This is a genomic window from Profundibacter sp. (genome assembly GCF_965277155.1).
GTDB lineage: Bacteria > Pseudomonadota > Alphaproteobacteria > Rhodobacterales > Rhodobacteraceae > Profundibacter.
The window spans coordinates 211,896-228,661 of record NZ_CBDIBV010000014.1 but is presented as its reverse complement, the minus strand read 5'-3'; the positions used below and the strand labels follow the sequence as shown (position 1 = coordinate 228,661).

The following is a 16,766-nucleotide window of genomic DNA, read 5'->3' as shown; positions in this document are numbered from 1 at the left end:
AATCCCCCAAAATCCGGCCTGACGGGGTAGAATCGTCATCAGGATGAAAATGATTCGACCGACGGGGTTTTGTCATGGGTCAGATGGGATTTTTTGATCTTTCCAGCCGATACGCGGGACTGGACAAATCTGGTGATCCGCTGGTGTTGCTCAACGACATGGTGCCGTTCGAGGATTACCGGGACGAGCTGAAGGCCATATGGCGCACGCCGCCCGAACAGCGCAAATCCAACGCTGGCCGCCCGCCTTGGGATGAGGTGCTGATATTCAAGACGATGGTTTTGCAGCAGCTCTACAACCTCTCTGACGATCAGATCGAGTATCAGATCCGCGACCGCCTGTCGTTCATGCGGTTTCTCGGCCTTGGCATTGAAGACAGCGTACCTGACGCCAAGACCATCTGGGCCTACCGTGAAAGGCTGGCCGGGGCCGGGAAGATGAAGGAGCTGTTTGACAAGTTCGATGCCTTTCTGCGCGAAAAGGGCTATCTGGCGATGGGCGGGCAGATTGTTGATGCGAGCATCGTTCCGGCGCCGCGCCAGCACAACAAAAGGGACGAGAACGAGAAAATCAAGGCGGGCGAAACGCCTGAAGAGTGGGAGGAAAAACCCCACAAGAAGCGCCAGAAGGACGTGGATGCGCGCTGGACGAAGAAGCACGGCAAGAGCTATTACGGCTACAAGAACCACATCAATGTCGACCGGCGGCACAAATTCATCCGCGCTTATGATGTCACCGATGCCGCCGTGCATGACAGCCAGGCGCTTGCCGGTCTGATTGATGCGAGCAACACCTCATCGGACCTGTGGGCCGACAGCGCCTATCGCTCGCAAAAGATCGAAAGCGAGCTGGAAGAGCGGGGGCTTCACAGCCATATCCATCACAAGGGCAGGCGCGGCAAGCCGCTTGGCGAGCGCCAGCAAAAGGCCAACCGGAGGCGCTCGAAAGTGCGGGTCCGGGTCGAGCATGTATTCGCTTTTCAGGAGCGCTCCATGGGCGGCAAGCTGATCCGCTCCATCGGCCTGAAGCGGGCGCGATTTCGCATCGGGATGATGAACCTGGTCTACAACATGAAGCGCTTCGTCCAGTTCGAATGCGGCCTGGCGGCGCCGGGATAAGGGTTCATGGGGTGAGGTGTGCCTGAAATACCCAAAACCGGCTTGAAACCGGTGAAAATGGGTTTATGATCCGAAGCAATCAGGCGGGACAGGCGAAAAACCGTCCACCCCGCCGCGAAGAAGGCGAAAACGGGAATTTACAGAGGTTCCCTTCTGTCAACTCATCATGCATACGCTTGGGTGCCTTGGCCAGAAGGTTGCGGTGCTTGTGCACCGTGCACCTCTGGATCGGCAGATCTTCACCCCAGAGGGCAATGAGAGCGACCTCAAGTCCCGGTGCCCCGTCCACGATGACAAATTCGGGCCGTTTCAACCCGCGCGCATCCAGATCGTTGATGAACTGACGCCAGGCGGAGGTGCTTTCGCCGCCCATGTTCATCAGTGATAACAAGACCTTCTGCCCATCCCGGCGCACGCCAATCGCGGCCAGAACCGAGATATTGGTGGCCTTCCTGTCAATCCGCGTTTTGATCACGGTGCCGTCCAGGATCAGCCGCACGATGTCTTCATCCGCAAGGCTGCGGGCGCACCACGCCTGCCAGTCCACCTTCACCTTGCGCCAGGCGCGGCTCACCACATCCTTGCTGACCGCCCCCTGAAACAGGCCGAACAGGGCGCGTTTTACCCGCCGTGTGTTGGTGCCCGAAAGGTAGACAGCAGCGATCAGCGCCTCGGCCTTCTTCGTCAGCCGCTGGTAGCGGGGCAATGCCTTCGAGCGCCATTCTCTGGCCTTGCCGGCCTCGCCTGTGATCCGCGCACGCGGCACGCGCACCGTTTCGGTTCCAAATGTTCCGACCAGTTGCCGCTCGCGATGCCCGTGGCGGTATCCGGCCTTTGCCCCGCCGCTGCGGCCATACCGGCAACGGCCCAGAAACTGCTCCAGCTCCTCTTCGAAAACCGCCTCGATCGTCGCGCGGATGTTCTGGCGCAGCCGGTCTTCAATCGGGTCATAGCCTGCTTCATTGGCCAGTAGCGCGGATGTCGATGTTGCTGTATTCTTTGTCATGGCGTGATCTCCTTGGCGGTTCCAGCCGCCGGTTGGGTGGCTTCGATGCACCCGGAGATTACGCCGTCCTCGAATTTCCACCAAACTCGCGACACTACCGTAGCGGTGATGCGTTCCCAGTCTTTTGCCGGCAACAGGCTGGGGTGATACAGCATGTGACAGGCCGAACATTCCTCGGCCACCAGCGAAATATATTCTGCCACTGGCGGGCGCGGCACCGGCAGAAATGACAGTCCTGCAATCAGAACCGCAGCCCCTGCCAGCCAAATTGCACCGCTACGGGCAGCCTGCGAAACCAACCCGGCACACGGGACAGAAATGATATCACCCTCACGACGTTCCTTGCTACCTGTTACCATCGAACGTGCCAGATTTTCGCTGTGGCGACGACTTTCAAAGACCACCCCGCCGATATGCAGCGCAATCAACAGCATCAGCCCCAAGGCAAGCGTTTCGTGAATCTCCCGCAGCCAACGGCTGTCCTTATAGGGAATGGCAAATGCCAACGGCCCCGCCTTTGATGACGCGCCCAACACGGCTGCACCACTAAATCCCAACACAATCACAACAGCCAGCAACGCCAGAACCATCACCCCGCCCAGCGGATTATGCCCGATATACCGGGTCTCGCGCCCCATCAGCATATCGCCAAAATACCCCAGAACACGAAACGGGCCCATGACGAAGCTTGAAAAACGGGCATAAGTACCACCGGAAAACCCCCAGATAATTCGCAGCAGGATCAGCCCCAAAGCAAGGGAAGCACTGACCACATGCACGGGTATCCAGTATGGCCCCAGTAAAAATCCGGTAATGGCGGCAACTGTAATGCTTGCTACCAGTCCCCAATGAAAAATTCGGACATATGGATCCCAGACAACAACTGTTTTCAGATTTTCTGCATAGGTATTCATTATATTTTGCCAGATGGTATTTTCGATTGCCTACTGCAATCCTTTCAACTCCACCTAGGCAATAGATGGTCTAACAATCTATAAACTGTGGTTTATCCGACCCTGCCTATACGTTCAGGTATAAAGATTGCCTAATGCCTAATAACAAAACAAGAGGCAGACATCATGCCCGCCTCTTGTCATTACCAACCCTGCTGGAATCGGAGTTACCTTTTGGTTACACAGCCTTTTTCAACGCTTCGACCAGATCGGTTTTTTCCCATGAAAACCCGCCATCCGCTTCGGGCGCGCGGCCAAAGTGGCCATAGGCCGCTGTGCGGGCATAAATTGGCCGGTTCATCTGCAATTTGGTGCGAATGCCTTGCGGTGTCAGATCCATTACCTGATCAATCGCTTTTTCGATCACGGAATCATGCACTTCGCCGGTGCCGAATGTATCGCAGTATATCGACAAAGGCCGCGCAATACCGATGGCATAGGACAACTGGATCGAACAGCGTTTCGCCAGTCCCGATGCCACCACGTTTTTCGCCAGATAGCGGGCAACATAGGCGGCCGAACGGTCAACCTTGGTCGGGTCTTTGCCTGAAAACGCCCCGCCACCATGTGGTGCAGCGCCACCATAAGTATCGACAATAATCTTGCGGCCGGTCAGGCCGGCGTCCCCGTCAGGGCCGCCAATCACAAAAGTGCCCGTCGGGTTGACCCACCATTTTGTGGCCTCGGTAATCCATCCCGACGGCAGAACCTCGCGGATGTAAGGCTCGACAATGGCGCGGATGTCGTCCGATGTCTGACATTCTTCGGAATGTTGCGTCGACAGCACGATCGAGGTCACCTCGACCGGCTTACCGTCTTCATAGCGCAGCGAAATCTGCGATTTCGCATCCGAGCGCAATGTCGGCTCGGTGCCGTCTTTGCGCACCTCGGCCAGACGGCGCAGGATCGCGTGGGAATACTGGATCGGGGCCGGCATCAGTTCCGGTGTTTCATCCACCGCATAGCCAAACATAATGCCCTGATCACCAGCGCCTTCGTCCTTGCCTTCAGCAGCATCCACACCTTGGGCAATATGTGCGGACTGGCTGTGCAGCAGGTTTGTTACTTCAACATCTTTCCAGTGGAAATGCTCTTGCTCGTAACCGATATCCTTGATGCAATCGCGGGCGATTTGTTCGACCTTGTCCAGATATTCGTTCAGCTTGGATTTGTCCGACAGGCCAACCTCGCCGCCGATGACCACACGGTTTGTGGTCGCAAATGTTTCGCAGGCAACGCGGGCTTCCGGCTCTTCGGCCAGAAAGGCATCCAGAACAGCGTCTGAAATGCGGTCGCACAGCTTGTCGGGGTGGCCTTCGGAAACGGATTCCGAGGTAAAGGTAAAGTTCTGACGGGACATGAATAGTGCTCCAGTGATAAGTTACACCGCCACGTCAGGAAGCCGTTGTGGCGGTTTGATCCATCCCCGATAAGGGGCAGGCACGGCGGGGTCAACCAATAAACCTGCGTCTTTTTAGCAATAACGCGGCTGCGGCGACAATCAGCAACAGGGTAACCGGCAAATCACCTGTGCGGGAATATAACGTCGGGGGCAAACCGTGTGGTAGCGGTGCATACAGATATCCGGCAACCCCCAGCCCCAGTTTCGCGGTGATCTGCCCGCGTGCATCAATCACAGCAGAAATGCCGGTATTGGCGGCGCGCACCATTGGCAGCCCCTGTTCGATCGCCCGAAACCGTGCCTGTGCCAGATGCTGTTGCGGGCCGGTCAGATTGCCGAACCACGCATCATTGGTGATCTGCAACAGCCAGTCGGGGCGCGGGGTAACACCCCCCACTTCCTCGGGGAAAATCGCCTCGTAACAAATCAGTGGCAAAGCACGGCCAAGCCCCGGAATGTCCACCAGCCGCAACCCGTCGCCCGAGCCAAACCCGAACCCGCCCTGCGCGGCCAGACCGGTCAGGCCCAGTTTCGCGGCCAGCCAGCCACCAGGCATATATTCACCAAAGGGCACCAGATGGCTTTTGTCATAAACATCCGCCACGACGCCATCGGCCCCCAACACCACCAGCGAATTGTAATACTGCCCCGCCTCGCCACGCCGCTGCATCCCCAGCACCACCGGCACCCCGTCTGCCGCATCGGCAATCAATTCCAATGCCCCTTCGGCGCTGTTCAGCAGATAAGGGACCGAGGTTTCGGGCCAGATAATCAGATCTGGTTTTCGCCCAGTCACGGCCGCCGTGAACTGCAAATTGCGGTCAAAGAAAACCGGTATCATCTCGCGGTCCCATTTTTCATGCTGCGGCGCATTGGTCTGGATGATGCGGACATACTTTTTTTCATATTTGCCGTTGTTCTTGGCCAGATACAGCAATTTGGAAGCCGCCTGTCCATTGCCCAGATACAACAGCCCCGCGCCCACAACCACCACGACCGGCACCAAGACCATTCGCTTGCGATGCTCCAACGCTGTGATAAGCATCCAGATGCCCGCCAATATCAGCAAGGTTAATCCATGCGGGCCTATCAGGCTGGCAAACTGCGCCACACCGGTGTCCAGCCAGACATACCCCAGCAACCCCCACGGAAACCCCGTCAGGATCACACTGCGCAACACTTCGGCACCGGCCCAGAACACCACCAAGGCGATACTGCTGCCCTGCCAGCGCGCCAGCCAGAACGCCAGCGCCCAGAACAGCGCCATTCCGGCCGCCATTCCGATCAGGGCAAAAGGCGCCATCCAGCCGTAAACCTCCGGTTCCACCAGAAACGGCTCGACAATCCAGTTCAGAACCAGCGCGAAATAGCCAACGCCAAAGGCCCAGCCGATCCAGCCTGCTTGCCGTGTTGTCACCGTGTTTTGAAACAGCCAGAACCCGCCAGCAAGCCCGATCAGCGCCAGCCATACCAGCCCGAAAGGCGCCTGCCCCAGACCCGTCAGTGCACCGCCAACCAGAGCCAGCAACATCTTGCGCCGCGTGGACCAACCCGACAAGTCAGTCACCTTTGGCATCCGGCAATCGTACCCTTAAGCGTTTGATCCGGCGCGGGTCGGCATCGACCACTTCGAATTCCGGTCCGTCCGGATGCACCACCACTTCACCCCTTGCGGGCACATGGCCGGACAGAAGGAACACCAGACCGCCCAATGTGTCGATCTCCTCTTCCTCTTCCTCGTCCACCAAGCGGCGCCCGATCTCGGCCTCGAATTCCTCCAGTGGTGTGCGCGCCTGTGCCAGATAGCACCCCGGCCCTTCCTTGATCCAGAACTGGTCTTCTTCCAGATCGTGTTCATCCTCGATCTCGCCGATCACCTGTTCCACCAGATCCTCAAGCGTCACCAAACCGTCCACCCCGCCGTATTCGTCAATCACCAGCGCCATGTGAATCCGGTCCGCCTGCATCTTTTGCAACAACACCCCGATCGGCATCGACGGCGGCGCAAACAGCAGTGGACGCAGCAGTTTCTTCAGGCTGAACCGCCCGCCGGATCCGTTGAACCCGTGTTTCAGCGCGAAATCCTTCAGGTGCACCAGCCCCACAGGTGTATCCAGCGTTTCCTTGTAAACCGGTATCCGCGTCAGGCCGGTTTTGCGAAACAACTGCACCAGATCATCTTTTTTGATGTCCTCGGGCACCGCCACAATTTCAGCTTTGGGCACCGCTACATCCTCTAGCGACATGCGCCGCAGGTTCAGCATGCCGCGCACATCTGTGGCGGGCGCGGCCAGACCTGTCTGTGCCTCGCTGTCATTAACAGCTGTGTTGGTGGGGCCAAGGGCAGCCATCAGGCGGCCGAAAAAGCCGCGTTGCCCTTTGTTTTGTCCGTCCCGCGCGCTTTGCGCCGCGTTAGAGGAGCCGTCAGTGGTGTCGCCCATTTTTCCTTTCCAGTTCAGCGGACATCATGTGTCCTGCACTCTATATGGGTCGGAAATGCCCAGTTTGCCAAGCACTTCACCCTCTAATCCTTCCATTATCGCGGCATCCTGATCGGATATGTGATCATATCCCAACAGATGCAGCACCCCGTGCATCAGCAAATGCGTCACATGATCGGCTGTTTCCTTGCCCACCCCGGATGCCTCGCGCACACAGGTATCATAGGAAATTGCGATATCGCCCAGTTCCACCGGCATTCCGCCCGGGTCCGGTTCTGGCGGCAAAGGGTGTTCACCGGGTCGCGCGCGTTCCTGGCTTGGCCACGACAACACGTTGGTCGGCACCGCTTTACCGCGAAAATCAGCATTCAGATCGGCAATCCGCGCGTCATTACAGGCCAGCAGACCAATTTCAAACCCGTCCGGATCAATCCCCAGATGTTGCAGGGTCGCCACCCCGGCCCGCTGTGCCAGCGCCTCGATATCCAGCGCCTGCCAGCGCTCATCCTCGATATTCACCTCGACGAGATCAGTTTTCATCGGCGTCATAGGCCTCGATAATTTTGGCCACCAGTGGGTGGCGCACAACGTCTTTGGCGGTGAAATAGTTGAAGTCGATCTTTTTGATCCCCTTCAGCAGTCGCTCGGCCTCGTGCAGACCACTGACGACACCGCGCTGCAAATCGACTTGCGAGCGGTCCCCCGTGATCACCATCCGGCTGCCCTTGCCCAGACGGGTCAGGAACATTTTCATCTGCATCGAGGTGGCATTCTGCGCCTCGTCCAGCACCACGAATGCCTCGGACAAGGTGCGCCCGCGCATGAACGCCAGCGGCGCGATTTCAATGCGCTTGTCCTCGATCAATTTGGCCACCTGTTTGCCGGGCAGAAAATCGGACAGGGCGTCATATAGCGGCTGCATATAGGGGTCGATCTTGTCCTTCATATCACCGGGCAAAAAGCCCAGCCGCTCGCCCGCCTCGACCGCGGGGCGCGACAGGATGATTTTATCAACTTTGCCGTCCAGAAACAGGTTCACCCCGACCGCGACTGCCAGATAGGTTTTGCCAGTGCCCGCCGGACCGATGCCAAAACACAGCTCATTTCCAAACAGGGATTTGACATAGGCCTTCTGTGCCTCTGTGCGCGGTTCGACCAATTTTTTGCGGGTGCGGATTTCCACAGGCCCGCCCTTGAACATTTCAATCTGACCGCCATCCGGGGCCTCGTCGATCATCGCGGAATCCCCCATTCGGATTTCGCCTTCGACATCGCCCATTTCCAGCGGCCGACCGCTTTCCAGCCGCGCATATAGCGCGTTCAGCACGCGGGCAGCGGCAAGGGCCGCATCCTCTTCGCCAATCAATGCCAGCCGGTTGCCACGGCGTGCAATCTGAATGGAAAACTGTTGTTCGATATGGGCAAGGTTGCGGTCATATTCGCCACAAAGGTCGATCAATAGACGGTTGTCGGAAAATTCCAGCAGAACCTCTTTCGGGGTGTCCGGCGGTGTTGCTGCGCTTATGGCCAATCAAATCTCCGTTTATCAAAACTTGCCCCGCGATGGTGCCAACTTGGACGCATACGCGCAAGGTGCAATCGGATCATTTCACAACAGGGTTACTTTTTCGCCTACAGTAATTCGCCGCCCAGCGAATTTGTTTCGCTGTTCACCACCCGAACCCGCCGGATTTCACCGGCCTGCAAATCCGGCCCCGCCACATGCACCGCATGCAAATGCTGGCTTTTGCCGATCATCTGTCCGGCAAGGCGGCCCTTCTTTTCAAACAGAACGTCCACCTCCTGCCCAACCATCGCCTCTTGCAGGGTGCGTTGTTGCTGGGTCAGCAGGGCTTGCAACTGCTGCAAACGCGCGTTCGCCACCTCGGCCGGCACGAAACTGCGTTCCGCCGCAGGGGTGCCCGGACGGGCGGAATATTTGAACGAATAGGCCTGCCCGTAGTTTACTTCGCGGATCAGATCCAGCGTTGCTTCAAAATCCGAATCCTCTTCACCGGGGAAGCCGACGATAAAATCACCCGAAACCAGAATATCGGGCCGCGCCGCGCGGATACGCTCGATCAGGCGTATATAGTATTCGGCAGTGTGCTGGCGGTTCATTCCCTTCAGCACCTTGTCACTGCCCGATTGCACCGGCAGATGCAGATAGGGCATCAGTTTTTTACACTCGCCATGCGCCGCAATCAGATCATCGGACATGTCGTTGGGGTGGCTGGTGGTGAACCGTATCCGCTCCAGCCCGTCCACATCATTCAACGCCCAGATCAGTTGCGCCAGCGTCCAGCCACCACCATTATAGGCGTTCACATTCTGGCCCAGCAGATTGATCTCCTTCACCCCGCGTTCGATCAACTCGCAGGCCTCGCGCATAATCCGTTCAGGCGGGCGCGAAACCTCGGCGCCGCGGGTGTAGGGCACAACGCAAAAGGCACAGAATTTATCGCACCCCTCTTGCACCGTCAAAAACGCCGACGGCGCACGACGCGGCAAAGGGCGGTCCGGCAGGTGTTCGAATTTATCCTCAAGCGGAAAATCCGTGTCCAGCGCCTTTTCCCCTGCTTCCACCTGTTTCATCATGTCGGGCAGACGGTGATAGGTCTGCGGGCCAACCACCAGATCGACCATCGGCTGACGACGCATGATTTCCTCGCCTTCGGCCTGTGCCACACATCCGGCCACGCCGATTTTCAGATCGGGGTTTTCCGCCTTGATGCTCTTATAGCGCCCCAACTCTGAATATATCTTCTCGGCGGCATTCTCGCGGATGTGACAGGTGTTCAGCAGAATCATATCTGCCCCCTCGGGCGCCTCGACCTGCTCATAGCCGGACGCGCCCAGCGCTTCGGCCATGCGCTCGCTGTCATAGACGTTCATTTGACAGCCATAGGTCTTGATATACAGCTTTTTCTGGTTCGACATCGGGAACACCAAATTTAGGAATTTCGCGTCGCACCTCTACACCGGCTTGGCAAGGCTTGCAATGAAGTGCAATTTAACCGATTTTGGCGACAAGACGGGGTAAAAGGTGCAGGCAATGCGTTACAATGATCTGGCAGATTTCCTGAACAGGGGAAAACAGGCGCTGGCCAAAGGGCCGGTTGCCATGATTCTGGTCGAGGATGCGACCGAAGTCGACAGCACCATCCAGCACCACCTGCAACTGGGATTCAAATCGGTGCTGGTGTTTGCCACCGAAGGATTGGAACCAACGCCGGAGAACGAAGACAACATCCACCTGATCCCCTTTGACATGTCTGCCGACAATGCGCTGACCACCGCCGTCAACAGCATCATAAAGGCAGCCCCGGGCATCTGGCTATACTACTGTTTCAACGCCGAATACCTGTTCTATCCGTTCTGCGAATCCCGCACGGTTGGCGAAATGGTTGCCTTTCATACCGAAGAACGCCGCTCCAGCATCCTGACCTATGCGGTTGATCTATATGCAAGCGACCTGAACCAGTCCCCTGATGCGGTATCACTGGAAAACGCATTTCTGGACAAATCCGGCTACTATGCCCTTGCCCGCGAGGATGCAGCCAACAATCATCAACCAAAAGACCGGCAACTGGATTTCTACGGCGGTCTGCGCTGGCGGTTCGAGGAACACATCCCGTGGGAGCGTCGCAAGATCGACCGCATCGCCCTGTTTCGTGCCCAAAAGGGGCTGGAACTGCGCCCCGACCACACCTTCAACGACGAAGAATACAACACCTATTCCTGCGAATGGCACCACAATATCACCGCCGCGATCTGTTCGTTCCGCGTTGCCAAAGCCCTAAAACACAACCCCGGCTCGACCTATGACATCGAAACCTTCCACTGGCACAACTCGGCCAAATTCGAATGGAATTCCCAGCAGCTTATGGATCTGGGACTGATGGAACCGGGGCAGTGGTTCTGACTACCACCCCGAACCCCCTATTCAGACATCAACACCGGCACGATCATCTGGTGCAGGATCGAATCCGTCACCCCGCCGAATGCCTTTTCCCGCAGGCGTGAATGGCCAAAAGCCCCCATCACCAGCAAATCGGCACCGGAATCGGAAATGTAGTTCTGGATCGTGGTATCCACTGATAAATCCGGGCTAACCACCGTCGCCACCTTCGCGTTAATGCCATACCGTTCCAGATGATCGACAAGGTTCTCGCCCTGCTGACCGCCAAACTCTTCGCTGCGCTTTTTCGGGTTGATCACCAGAACAACCACCTCTTTGCGGGCCTTCAGCATCGGGATCGCATCATTCACCGCGCGAACGGCCTTTTTGCTGCCGTCCCAGGCAATCACGGCCTTGCGCACCTTGGCTTCATAGCGCCCGATATAAGGCACCACATAAACCGGGCGACCGGTATTCAGCAAAACCGCCTCCAGCAGGTTTTCCTGAAATGCCTTGCCCTTTTCATTCGGATTGGGCTGGCCAACAAAAATCAGGTCTGCATGCCGTGCAAAAAACGCCAACCGCGCCGGCGCCTTAGAGGCCGGACACGCCACAATCCAGCTGCGGAATTCAATGCCCGCCCCGATGGCAGCGGCCTCGAATTTCTCGACCGCACTTTTTGCCGCCTTTTGCACAATCTCTTGCTGCGCGTCAGTCAGGCTGGAAGGAAAATCAATGCCGATATAGGTGGAAATCGTCGATTCCAGCGCCAGCGCAATGCCGGTCAGCCGCGCGCCTTCGCGCTTGGCCAATGCCACAGCAGCCGCCACACGTTCGGCGCAAATATCGGTATCATCCAGATGGACAAGCAAATCTTTGTAAGACACGGGATTTCTCCTTTTTGGGAATTTGCCCTTCAATACATAATCCACACTGCAACAGGTATGATCTTTGTCAATTTATATGAATATGATACCCCCTTGTGACAAATGCGCCGCCCGGCCATTTCGCCCTTGAAAAACACAGCCCCAATCCCTGATTAGAGGCACGGCAACCGAACAGGAAAATCACATGGAACTTCTGTCAGACTGGGGGGAATTCATCGCCGCATTCGTGGTGTTCTTCGTGTCCCACTCGATCCCGACACGCCCGGCCGTGAAATCACGCATTGTCGCAATGATTGGGCCGGTCGGTTTCACACTGGCCTATTCCGCCCTGTCCACAGCCATCCTGACATGGATCATCATCGCCGCTGGCCGCGCGCCATACGTCGAGCTTTGGGGGTGGGAACCCTGGCAAAACAACATCCCGTTGACGGCAATGTATTTTGCCACGCTGATCTTCACAATGACCCTGTGCCAACCCAATCCGCTGTCCTTTGGCGGCTGCAACAATGACCGGTTTGATCCGAATGATCCCGGCCTGATCGGCTGGATTCATCACCCGTTGCTTGTCACTCTGCTGATCTGGTCGCTGGCACATATGGTCCCGAACGGTGACCTGGCCCATGTCATCGTCTTTGGCCTGTTTGCCGGATTTTCGCTTCTGGGTATGCGCATCATCAATAAACGCGCCCGCCGTATTCTGGGGGCGAACGAATGGCAACGCCTGTCCAATACAAAACGCAGCTTCAAAATCACCCGCCGCGGGTTGGTCCGCCTTACACTTGGCACAGCGCTCTACCTTGCCCTGCTGTATCTGCACGAACCGGTGATCGGCATCAGCCCGTTGCCCTGACCTCTTCCAAATGGCCCAAATATCCGCGCCGCAGGCAATCCCGAGGCCCCTTTACGGGGCCGAGACATAAAGCGGCCCGCAAGGGCCTCCATTTTTCAGGGGTTTACTTGCGCCGCAGCCGGATCACCACATCCACCTTGCTTACTTCGGCTCCCTTGGGCGCTTCGGGCAGGCGGCAGATTTCCAGCTGTTCGCTGGGGGCATCCATCAATTCTTCGCTGTCTTCCCAGTAGAAATGCGGATGGTCCGACATATTGGTGTCAAAGTAACTTTTCGCCCCGTCCACCATGATCTCGCGCATCAGACCGGCCTGACAAAACGCCCGCAGCGTGTTGTAAACCGTTGCCAGTGACACCTTTTCGCCCGATCGCAAAACCGACGCATACAGGCTTTCGGCGGTGACATGCCGGTCCTGCCCGTCCCCGACCAGCAATCCGGCCAAAGACAACCGCTGCCGCGTCGGGCGCAATCCCGCCCCGCTCAGCCATTCTTTTCCACGTTCCGCAGCTATAACCGTCATAATCGCGCATCCTTTGTTACACAGAGTATATAAAGGGGTTTTGGCGGCAATTTCAATTGCAAATCACTCGCATTATATATCACCCCCTTGCAGCAGCCAGCCCTTGCCACCATTTACCCCCCAATGATAGAAGGCCCGTAAGGGACATGTAATATCTAACGGGGGGCTGGGCTGAATGGCCGATTTTCCAACAAGTTTTGACAAAGACGATCTGATTAAATGCGCCAACGGCGAACTTTTCGGCCCGGGTAACGCGCAATTGCCGCTGCCGCCGATGCTGATGATGGACCGGATCACCGATGTATCCGGCGACGCCGGCGCCCACGGCAAAGGCCACATCATCGCCGAATTCGACATCCACCCCGATCTTTGGTTCTTCCCCTGCCATTTCCCCGGCAATCCGGTGATGCCCGGCTGTCTTGGCCTTGACGGCTTGTGGCAGTTGACCGGCTTCAACCTCGGCTGGCGCGGTATGCAGGGGCAAGGGTTTGCCATCGGTGTCGGCGAAGTCAAATTCTCGGGTATGGTCACCCCCGAAACCAAAATGATCACCTACAAGATCGACTTCACCCGCGTCATCGACCGCCGCCTGAAACTGGGTGTAGCGGACGGGATCATCCTTGCTGATGGCGAAGAAATCTATGCCGTAAAAGACCTCAAAGTCGGCCTTGCAGCCGCGAAAGACTAAGGAGAACGCCATGCGTCGCGTCGTCATTACCGGAATGGGCATCGTTTCCTCGATCGGAAACAACGTCGAAGAAGTCACCAAAGCCCTGCGCTCGGGCAAATCCGGCATCGTTGCTGCGCCCGATTACGTCGAAAACGGGTTCCGGTCACAAGTCCACGGTATGCCACAAATTGATGTGGCCGAGCATATCGACAAACGCCAGCTGCGCTTTATGGGGCCGGGGGCAGCCTATAACTATATCGCGATGGAACAGGCTATTGCCGACAGCGGCCTTGAGGAAAGCGATGTTTCCAACCCGCGCACCGGCCTTGTCATGGGGTCCGGCGGCCCGTCCACATCCAACTTTTTCAACGCCCACAAGATCGTAAAAGAAAAAGGCGCGCCCAAACGTATGGGGCCGTTCATGGTCACCCGCTGCATGTCCTCGACCAACTCGGCCTGCCTTGCGACCCCCTTTAAAATCAAGGGCGTGAACTATTCCATCACATCTGCCTGCACCACTTCCCTGCACTGCATCGGCAACGGGGTTGAACAGATCCAGTTCGGCAAACAGGACATCGTATTCGCTGGCGGCGGCGAGGAACTGGACTGGACCCTGTCCTGTCTGTTCGACGCGATGGGTGCGATGTCCAGCAAATATAACGACACCCCCGAAACAGCCAGCCGCGCCTTTGACGCCACCCGCGACGGGTTTGTGATTGCCGGTGGTGGCGGCGTTGTGGTTCTGGAAGAACTGGAACACGCGCTGGCCCGCGGCGCCAAGATTTACGCCGAAGTCACCGGCTATGGCGCCACTTCGGATGGCCACGATATGGTTGCACCTTCGGGCGAAGGGGCTGAACGCTCGATGAAACTGGCACTGGACACAATTGGGGACCGCAAGGTCGGCTATATCAATGCCCACGGCACCTCGACCCCGGCGGGCGACGTCACCGAAGTCCACGCCGTGCGCCGTGTCTTTGGCGAAGGCAATGTGCCGCCGATCACATCGACCAAATCTGTCACCGGCCACTGTCTGGGCGGCGCCGGTGTGCACGAGGCCATCTACTCGCTGATCATGCTGAATGGCGACTTTATCGCCCCATCAGCCAATATCACCGAACTGGACCCCGAAATTCACCCGGACGAAATCTGCACCGAATTTGTGGAAAACGCAGGTCTGGACACAGTCATTTCAAACAGCTTTGGCTTTGGCGGCACCAACGGCACCATCGCGATGAGCAAGTATCACGGGTAATTATTTATGTCGGATTTGTTAAAAGGGAAACGCGGCCTGATCATGGGGGTTGCGAACCAGCGGTCTATCGCTTGGGGCATTGCAGAAGCGATGGCGGGGGCAGGCGCGGAACTGGCCTTTACCTATCAGGGCGAGGCCTTCGGCAAACGGGTTGCACCGCTGGCTGAATCCCTTGGATCAAACATTCTGGTAGATGCAGATGTTACCGATGACGCCTCGATGGACCGTGCCTTTGAGCAAATCAAATCGCAATGGGGCAGCCTTGATTTCGTCGTCCACGCACTTGCCTATTCGGACAAGGACGAATTGACCGGCCGTTTCGTTAACACCTCGCGCGCCAACTTCAAAAACTCGCTGGATATTTCCTGCTATTCCCTGATCGACGTGACCCGCCGCGCAGCCCCATTGATGAACGATGGCGGCACCATCCTGACGCTGACTTTCCAGGGCTCAAACCGCGTGACCCCGTTTTACAACGTGATGGGCGTGGCCAAGGCGGCACTGGAATCTGCCGTGCGCTATCTGGCCAATGACCTGGGCCCCGACGGCATCCGCGTCAACGCCATTTCCCCCGGCCCGATGAAAACGCTGGCCGGGTCGGCCATTGGTGGGGCGCGCAAGACCTACCGTGCCACCGAAGCCAACGCCCCTCTGCGCTCCAATGCCACTCTTGAAGCCGTCGGCGGCACCGCCGTTTATCTGGCGTCAGATGCAGGCAATTGCACCACCGGCGAAATCATCCATGTGGATGGCGGCTATCATGTGCTGGGCATGGCGCAGCCGGAAAACCTTTAACTGACGCTCCTCAAGCCTTACGGCTTTCCTCGCTTGTACCGCGAAGAGCGACCACAAGGGAGCGATGAGCCTCCGGAAATTTAGGATTCGACCAATCCGCTTCTTTGATTTAGCCTCGCACGGGTAACGCGCGAGTTTCAAAGAAAGTGTCCAAATGGCCGAGAAAAAGATCTCCAACCGTAAATACGAGGCCGAACTGGCCCGCCTGCAAATCGAACTGGTCAAAATGCAGGAATGGATCAAATCCCAAGGCCTGAAGGTCGTGGTGATCTTTGAGGGGCGCGACGCCGCCGGTAAAGGCGGCACCATCAAACGCATCACCGAACCGATGAACCCGCGCATCACCCGCGTGGTGGCCCTGCCCGCCCCGACCGAACGCGAGAAAACCCAGTGGTATTTCCAGCGCTATGTGGCACACCTGCCATCCGCCGGTGAAATGGTGATCTTTGATCGTTCTTGGTACAACCGCGGCGGCGTGGAAAAGGTGATGGGGTTTTGCACGGAAGAGGAACATCAGGATTTCCTGCGCTCTTGCCCCGAATTTGAACGCATGCTGGTGCGTTCGGGTATCAAGATCATCAAATACTGGTTTTCGGTGTCGGACGAAGAACAGGAACGCCGATTCCAGAAACGTCTAATCACCCCGACCAAACGCTGGAAACTGTCACCGATGGATCTGGAATCGCGCAACCGCTGGGTGGAATATTCCAAAGCCAAGGACATCATGTTCGCCCATACCGACATCAAGCAGGCCCCGTGGTATGTGGTCAATTCCGACATCAAGAAACACGCGCGGATCAACTGCATCACCCACCTGTTGGGTCAAATCCCCTACGAGGACACAACCCCCGAACCCATCGTGCTCGAGGACCGCCCCGTTGTGCAGGGATATGTACGCCCGCCAATGGATGACCAGACCTTCGTTGCGGAAGTTCACAGCAAGTTATAGTAGCGGTTCGGGCGGGCTG

General features: G+C 57.3%; 16 protein-coding genes, 1 pseudogene and 1 riboswitch. Of the genes and pseudogenes, 7 read left to right on the top strand and 10 right to left on the bottom strand.

Features of this window, described 5'->3' with window-relative positions; genetic code table 11:
- Positions 1-74 precede the first annotated feature (74 nt).
- Positions 75-1,118, top strand: a complete 1,044-nt coding sequence (locus tag ACQY4M_RS21990; protein ID WP_428539227.1) for an IS5 family transposase — start codon at positions 75-77, stop codon at positions 1,116-1,118.
- A 151-nt stretch (positions 1,119-1,269) separates the two neighbouring features.
- On the opposite strand, the pseudogene ACQY4M_RS21985 reads toward ACQY4M_RS21990, so the two are convergent.
- The 8 genes and pseudogenes from ACQY4M_RS21985 to miaB all read right to left on the bottom strand — a co-directional run.
- A pseudogene (locus tag ACQY4M_RS21985) lies at positions 1,270-2,124 on the bottom strand (IS256 family transposase); the annotation flags it as partial.
- A complete protein-coding gene (locus tag ACQY4M_RS21980) occupies positions 2,121-3,038 on the bottom strand; it encodes a cytochrome b/b6 domain-containing protein (RefSeq protein WP_428548838.1) in 918 nt (305 codons plus the stop codon). The pseudogene ACQY4M_RS21985 and the gene ACQY4M_RS21980, both read right to left, overlap by 4 nt.
- Positions 3,039-3,255: 217 nt before the next feature.
- Entirely contained in the window at positions 3,256-4,437 is a 1,182-nt protein-coding gene (gene metK, locus ACQY4M_RS21975; RefSeq protein WP_428548835.1) for a methionine adenosyltransferase, read from the bottom strand.
- A 6-nt stretch (positions 4,438-4,443) separates the two neighbouring features.
- Positions 4,444-4,494: riboswitch (SAM-SAH riboswitch) on the bottom strand.
- Positions 4,495-4,528: 34 nt separating this feature from the next.
- Positions 4,529-6,055, bottom strand: a complete 1,527-nt coding sequence (gene lnt / locus ACQY4M_RS21970) for an apolipoprotein N-acyltransferase (protein ID WP_428548832.1) — start codon at positions 6,053-6,055, stop codon at positions 4,529-4,531.
- Complete coding sequence (locus tag ACQY4M_RS21965; protein ID WP_428548829.1) at positions 6,039-6,920, bottom strand: hemolysin family protein; 882 nt, start codon at positions 6,918-6,920, stop codon at positions 6,039-6,041. The genes lnt and ACQY4M_RS21965 overlap by 17 nt, the downstream gene beginning before the upstream one ends.
- Before the next feature lie 24 nt (positions 6,921-6,944).
- Complete coding sequence (gene ybeY, locus ACQY4M_RS21960; protein ID WP_428548826.1) at positions 6,945-7,460, bottom strand: rRNA maturation RNase YbeY; 516 nt, start codon at positions 7,458-7,460, stop codon at positions 6,945-6,947.
- Positions 7,450-8,451 carry a PhoH family protein gene (locus ACQY4M_RS21955; protein ID WP_428548823.1) on the bottom strand — a complete coding sequence of 334 codons (1,002 nt, stop codon included), beginning with the start codon at positions 8,449-8,451 and terminating at the stop codon, positions 7,450-7,452. Before ACQY4M_RS21955 ends, ybeY begins: the two co-directional genes overlap by 11 nt.
- A 101-nt stretch (positions 8,452-8,552) precedes the next feature.
- The gene (gene miaB, locus ACQY4M_RS21950; RefSeq protein WP_428548820.1) at positions 8,553-9,860 is read right to left on the bottom strand and encodes a tRNA (N6-isopentenyl adenosine(37)-C2)-methylthiotransferase MiaB; all 1,308 of its coding nucleotides are present in this window, start codon (positions 9,858-9,860) and stop codon (positions 8,553-8,555) included.
- A 115-nt stretch (positions 9,861-9,975) separates the two neighbouring features.
- On the opposite strand from miaB, the gene ACQY4M_RS21945 reads away from it, so the two are divergent.
- The gene (locus tag ACQY4M_RS21945; RefSeq protein WP_428548817.1) at positions 9,976-10,845 is read left to right on the top strand and encodes a hypothetical protein; all 870 of its coding nucleotides are present in this window, start codon (positions 9,976-9,978) and stop codon (positions 10,843-10,845) included.
- A 17-nt stretch (positions 10,846-10,862) separates the two neighbouring features.
- Here ACQY4M_RS21945 and ACQY4M_RS21940 read toward each other — a convergent pair whose 3' ends face one another.
- The gene (locus tag ACQY4M_RS21940; protein ID WP_428548814.1) at positions 10,863-11,708 is read right to left on the bottom strand and encodes a universal stress protein; all 846 of its coding nucleotides are present in this window, start codon (positions 11,706-11,708) and stop codon (positions 10,863-10,865) included.
- Between the two features lie 184 nt (positions 11,709-11,892).
- Here ACQY4M_RS21940 and ACQY4M_RS21935 point away from each other — a divergent pair, with 184 nt between their 5' ends.
- Positions 11,893-12,558 (top strand): NnrU family protein, encoded by a 666-nt coding sequence (locus ACQY4M_RS21935; RefSeq protein ID WP_428548811.1) that lies wholly within the window; start codon positions 11,893-11,895, stop codon positions 12,556-12,558.
- A gap of 103 nt (positions 12,559-12,661) precedes the next feature.
- Here ACQY4M_RS21935 and irrA read toward each other — a convergent pair whose 3' ends face one another.
- Entirely contained in the window at positions 12,662-13,078 is a 417-nt protein-coding gene (gene irrA, locus ACQY4M_RS21930) for an iron response transcriptional regulator IrrA (protein ID WP_428548808.1), read from the bottom strand.
- A gap of 175 nt (positions 13,079-13,253) precedes the next feature.
- On the opposite strand from irrA, the gene fabA reads away from it, so the two are divergent.
- The 4 genes from fabA (at position 13,254) to ppk2 (ending at position 16,747) form a co-directional block, all read left to right on the top strand.
- Complete coding sequence (fabA, locus tag ACQY4M_RS21925) at positions 13,254-13,766, top strand: bifunctional 3-hydroxydecanoyl-ACP dehydratase/trans-2-decenoyl-ACP isomerase (RefSeq protein WP_428548805.1); 513 nt, start codon at positions 13,254-13,256, stop codon at positions 13,764-13,766.
- Between the two features lie 10 nt (positions 13,767-13,776).
- Entirely contained in the window at positions 13,777-15,003 is a 1,227-nt protein-coding gene (gene fabB, locus ACQY4M_RS21920) for a beta-ketoacyl-ACP synthase I (protein ID WP_428548802.1), read from the top strand.
- A 6-nt stretch (positions 15,004-15,009) separates the two neighbouring features.
- Positions 15,010-15,798, top strand: coding sequence for an enoyl-ACP reductase FabI (locus ACQY4M_RS21915; RefSeq protein ID WP_428548799.1), 789 nt, complete (start codon positions 15,010-15,012; stop codon positions 15,796-15,798).
- A gap of 154 nt (positions 15,799-15,952) precedes the next feature.
- Entirely contained in the window at positions 15,953-16,747 is a 795-nt protein-coding gene (ppk2, locus tag ACQY4M_RS21910) for a polyphosphate kinase 2 (RefSeq protein WP_428548796.1), read from the top strand.
- Positions 16,748-16,766: the final 19 nt, after the last annotated feature.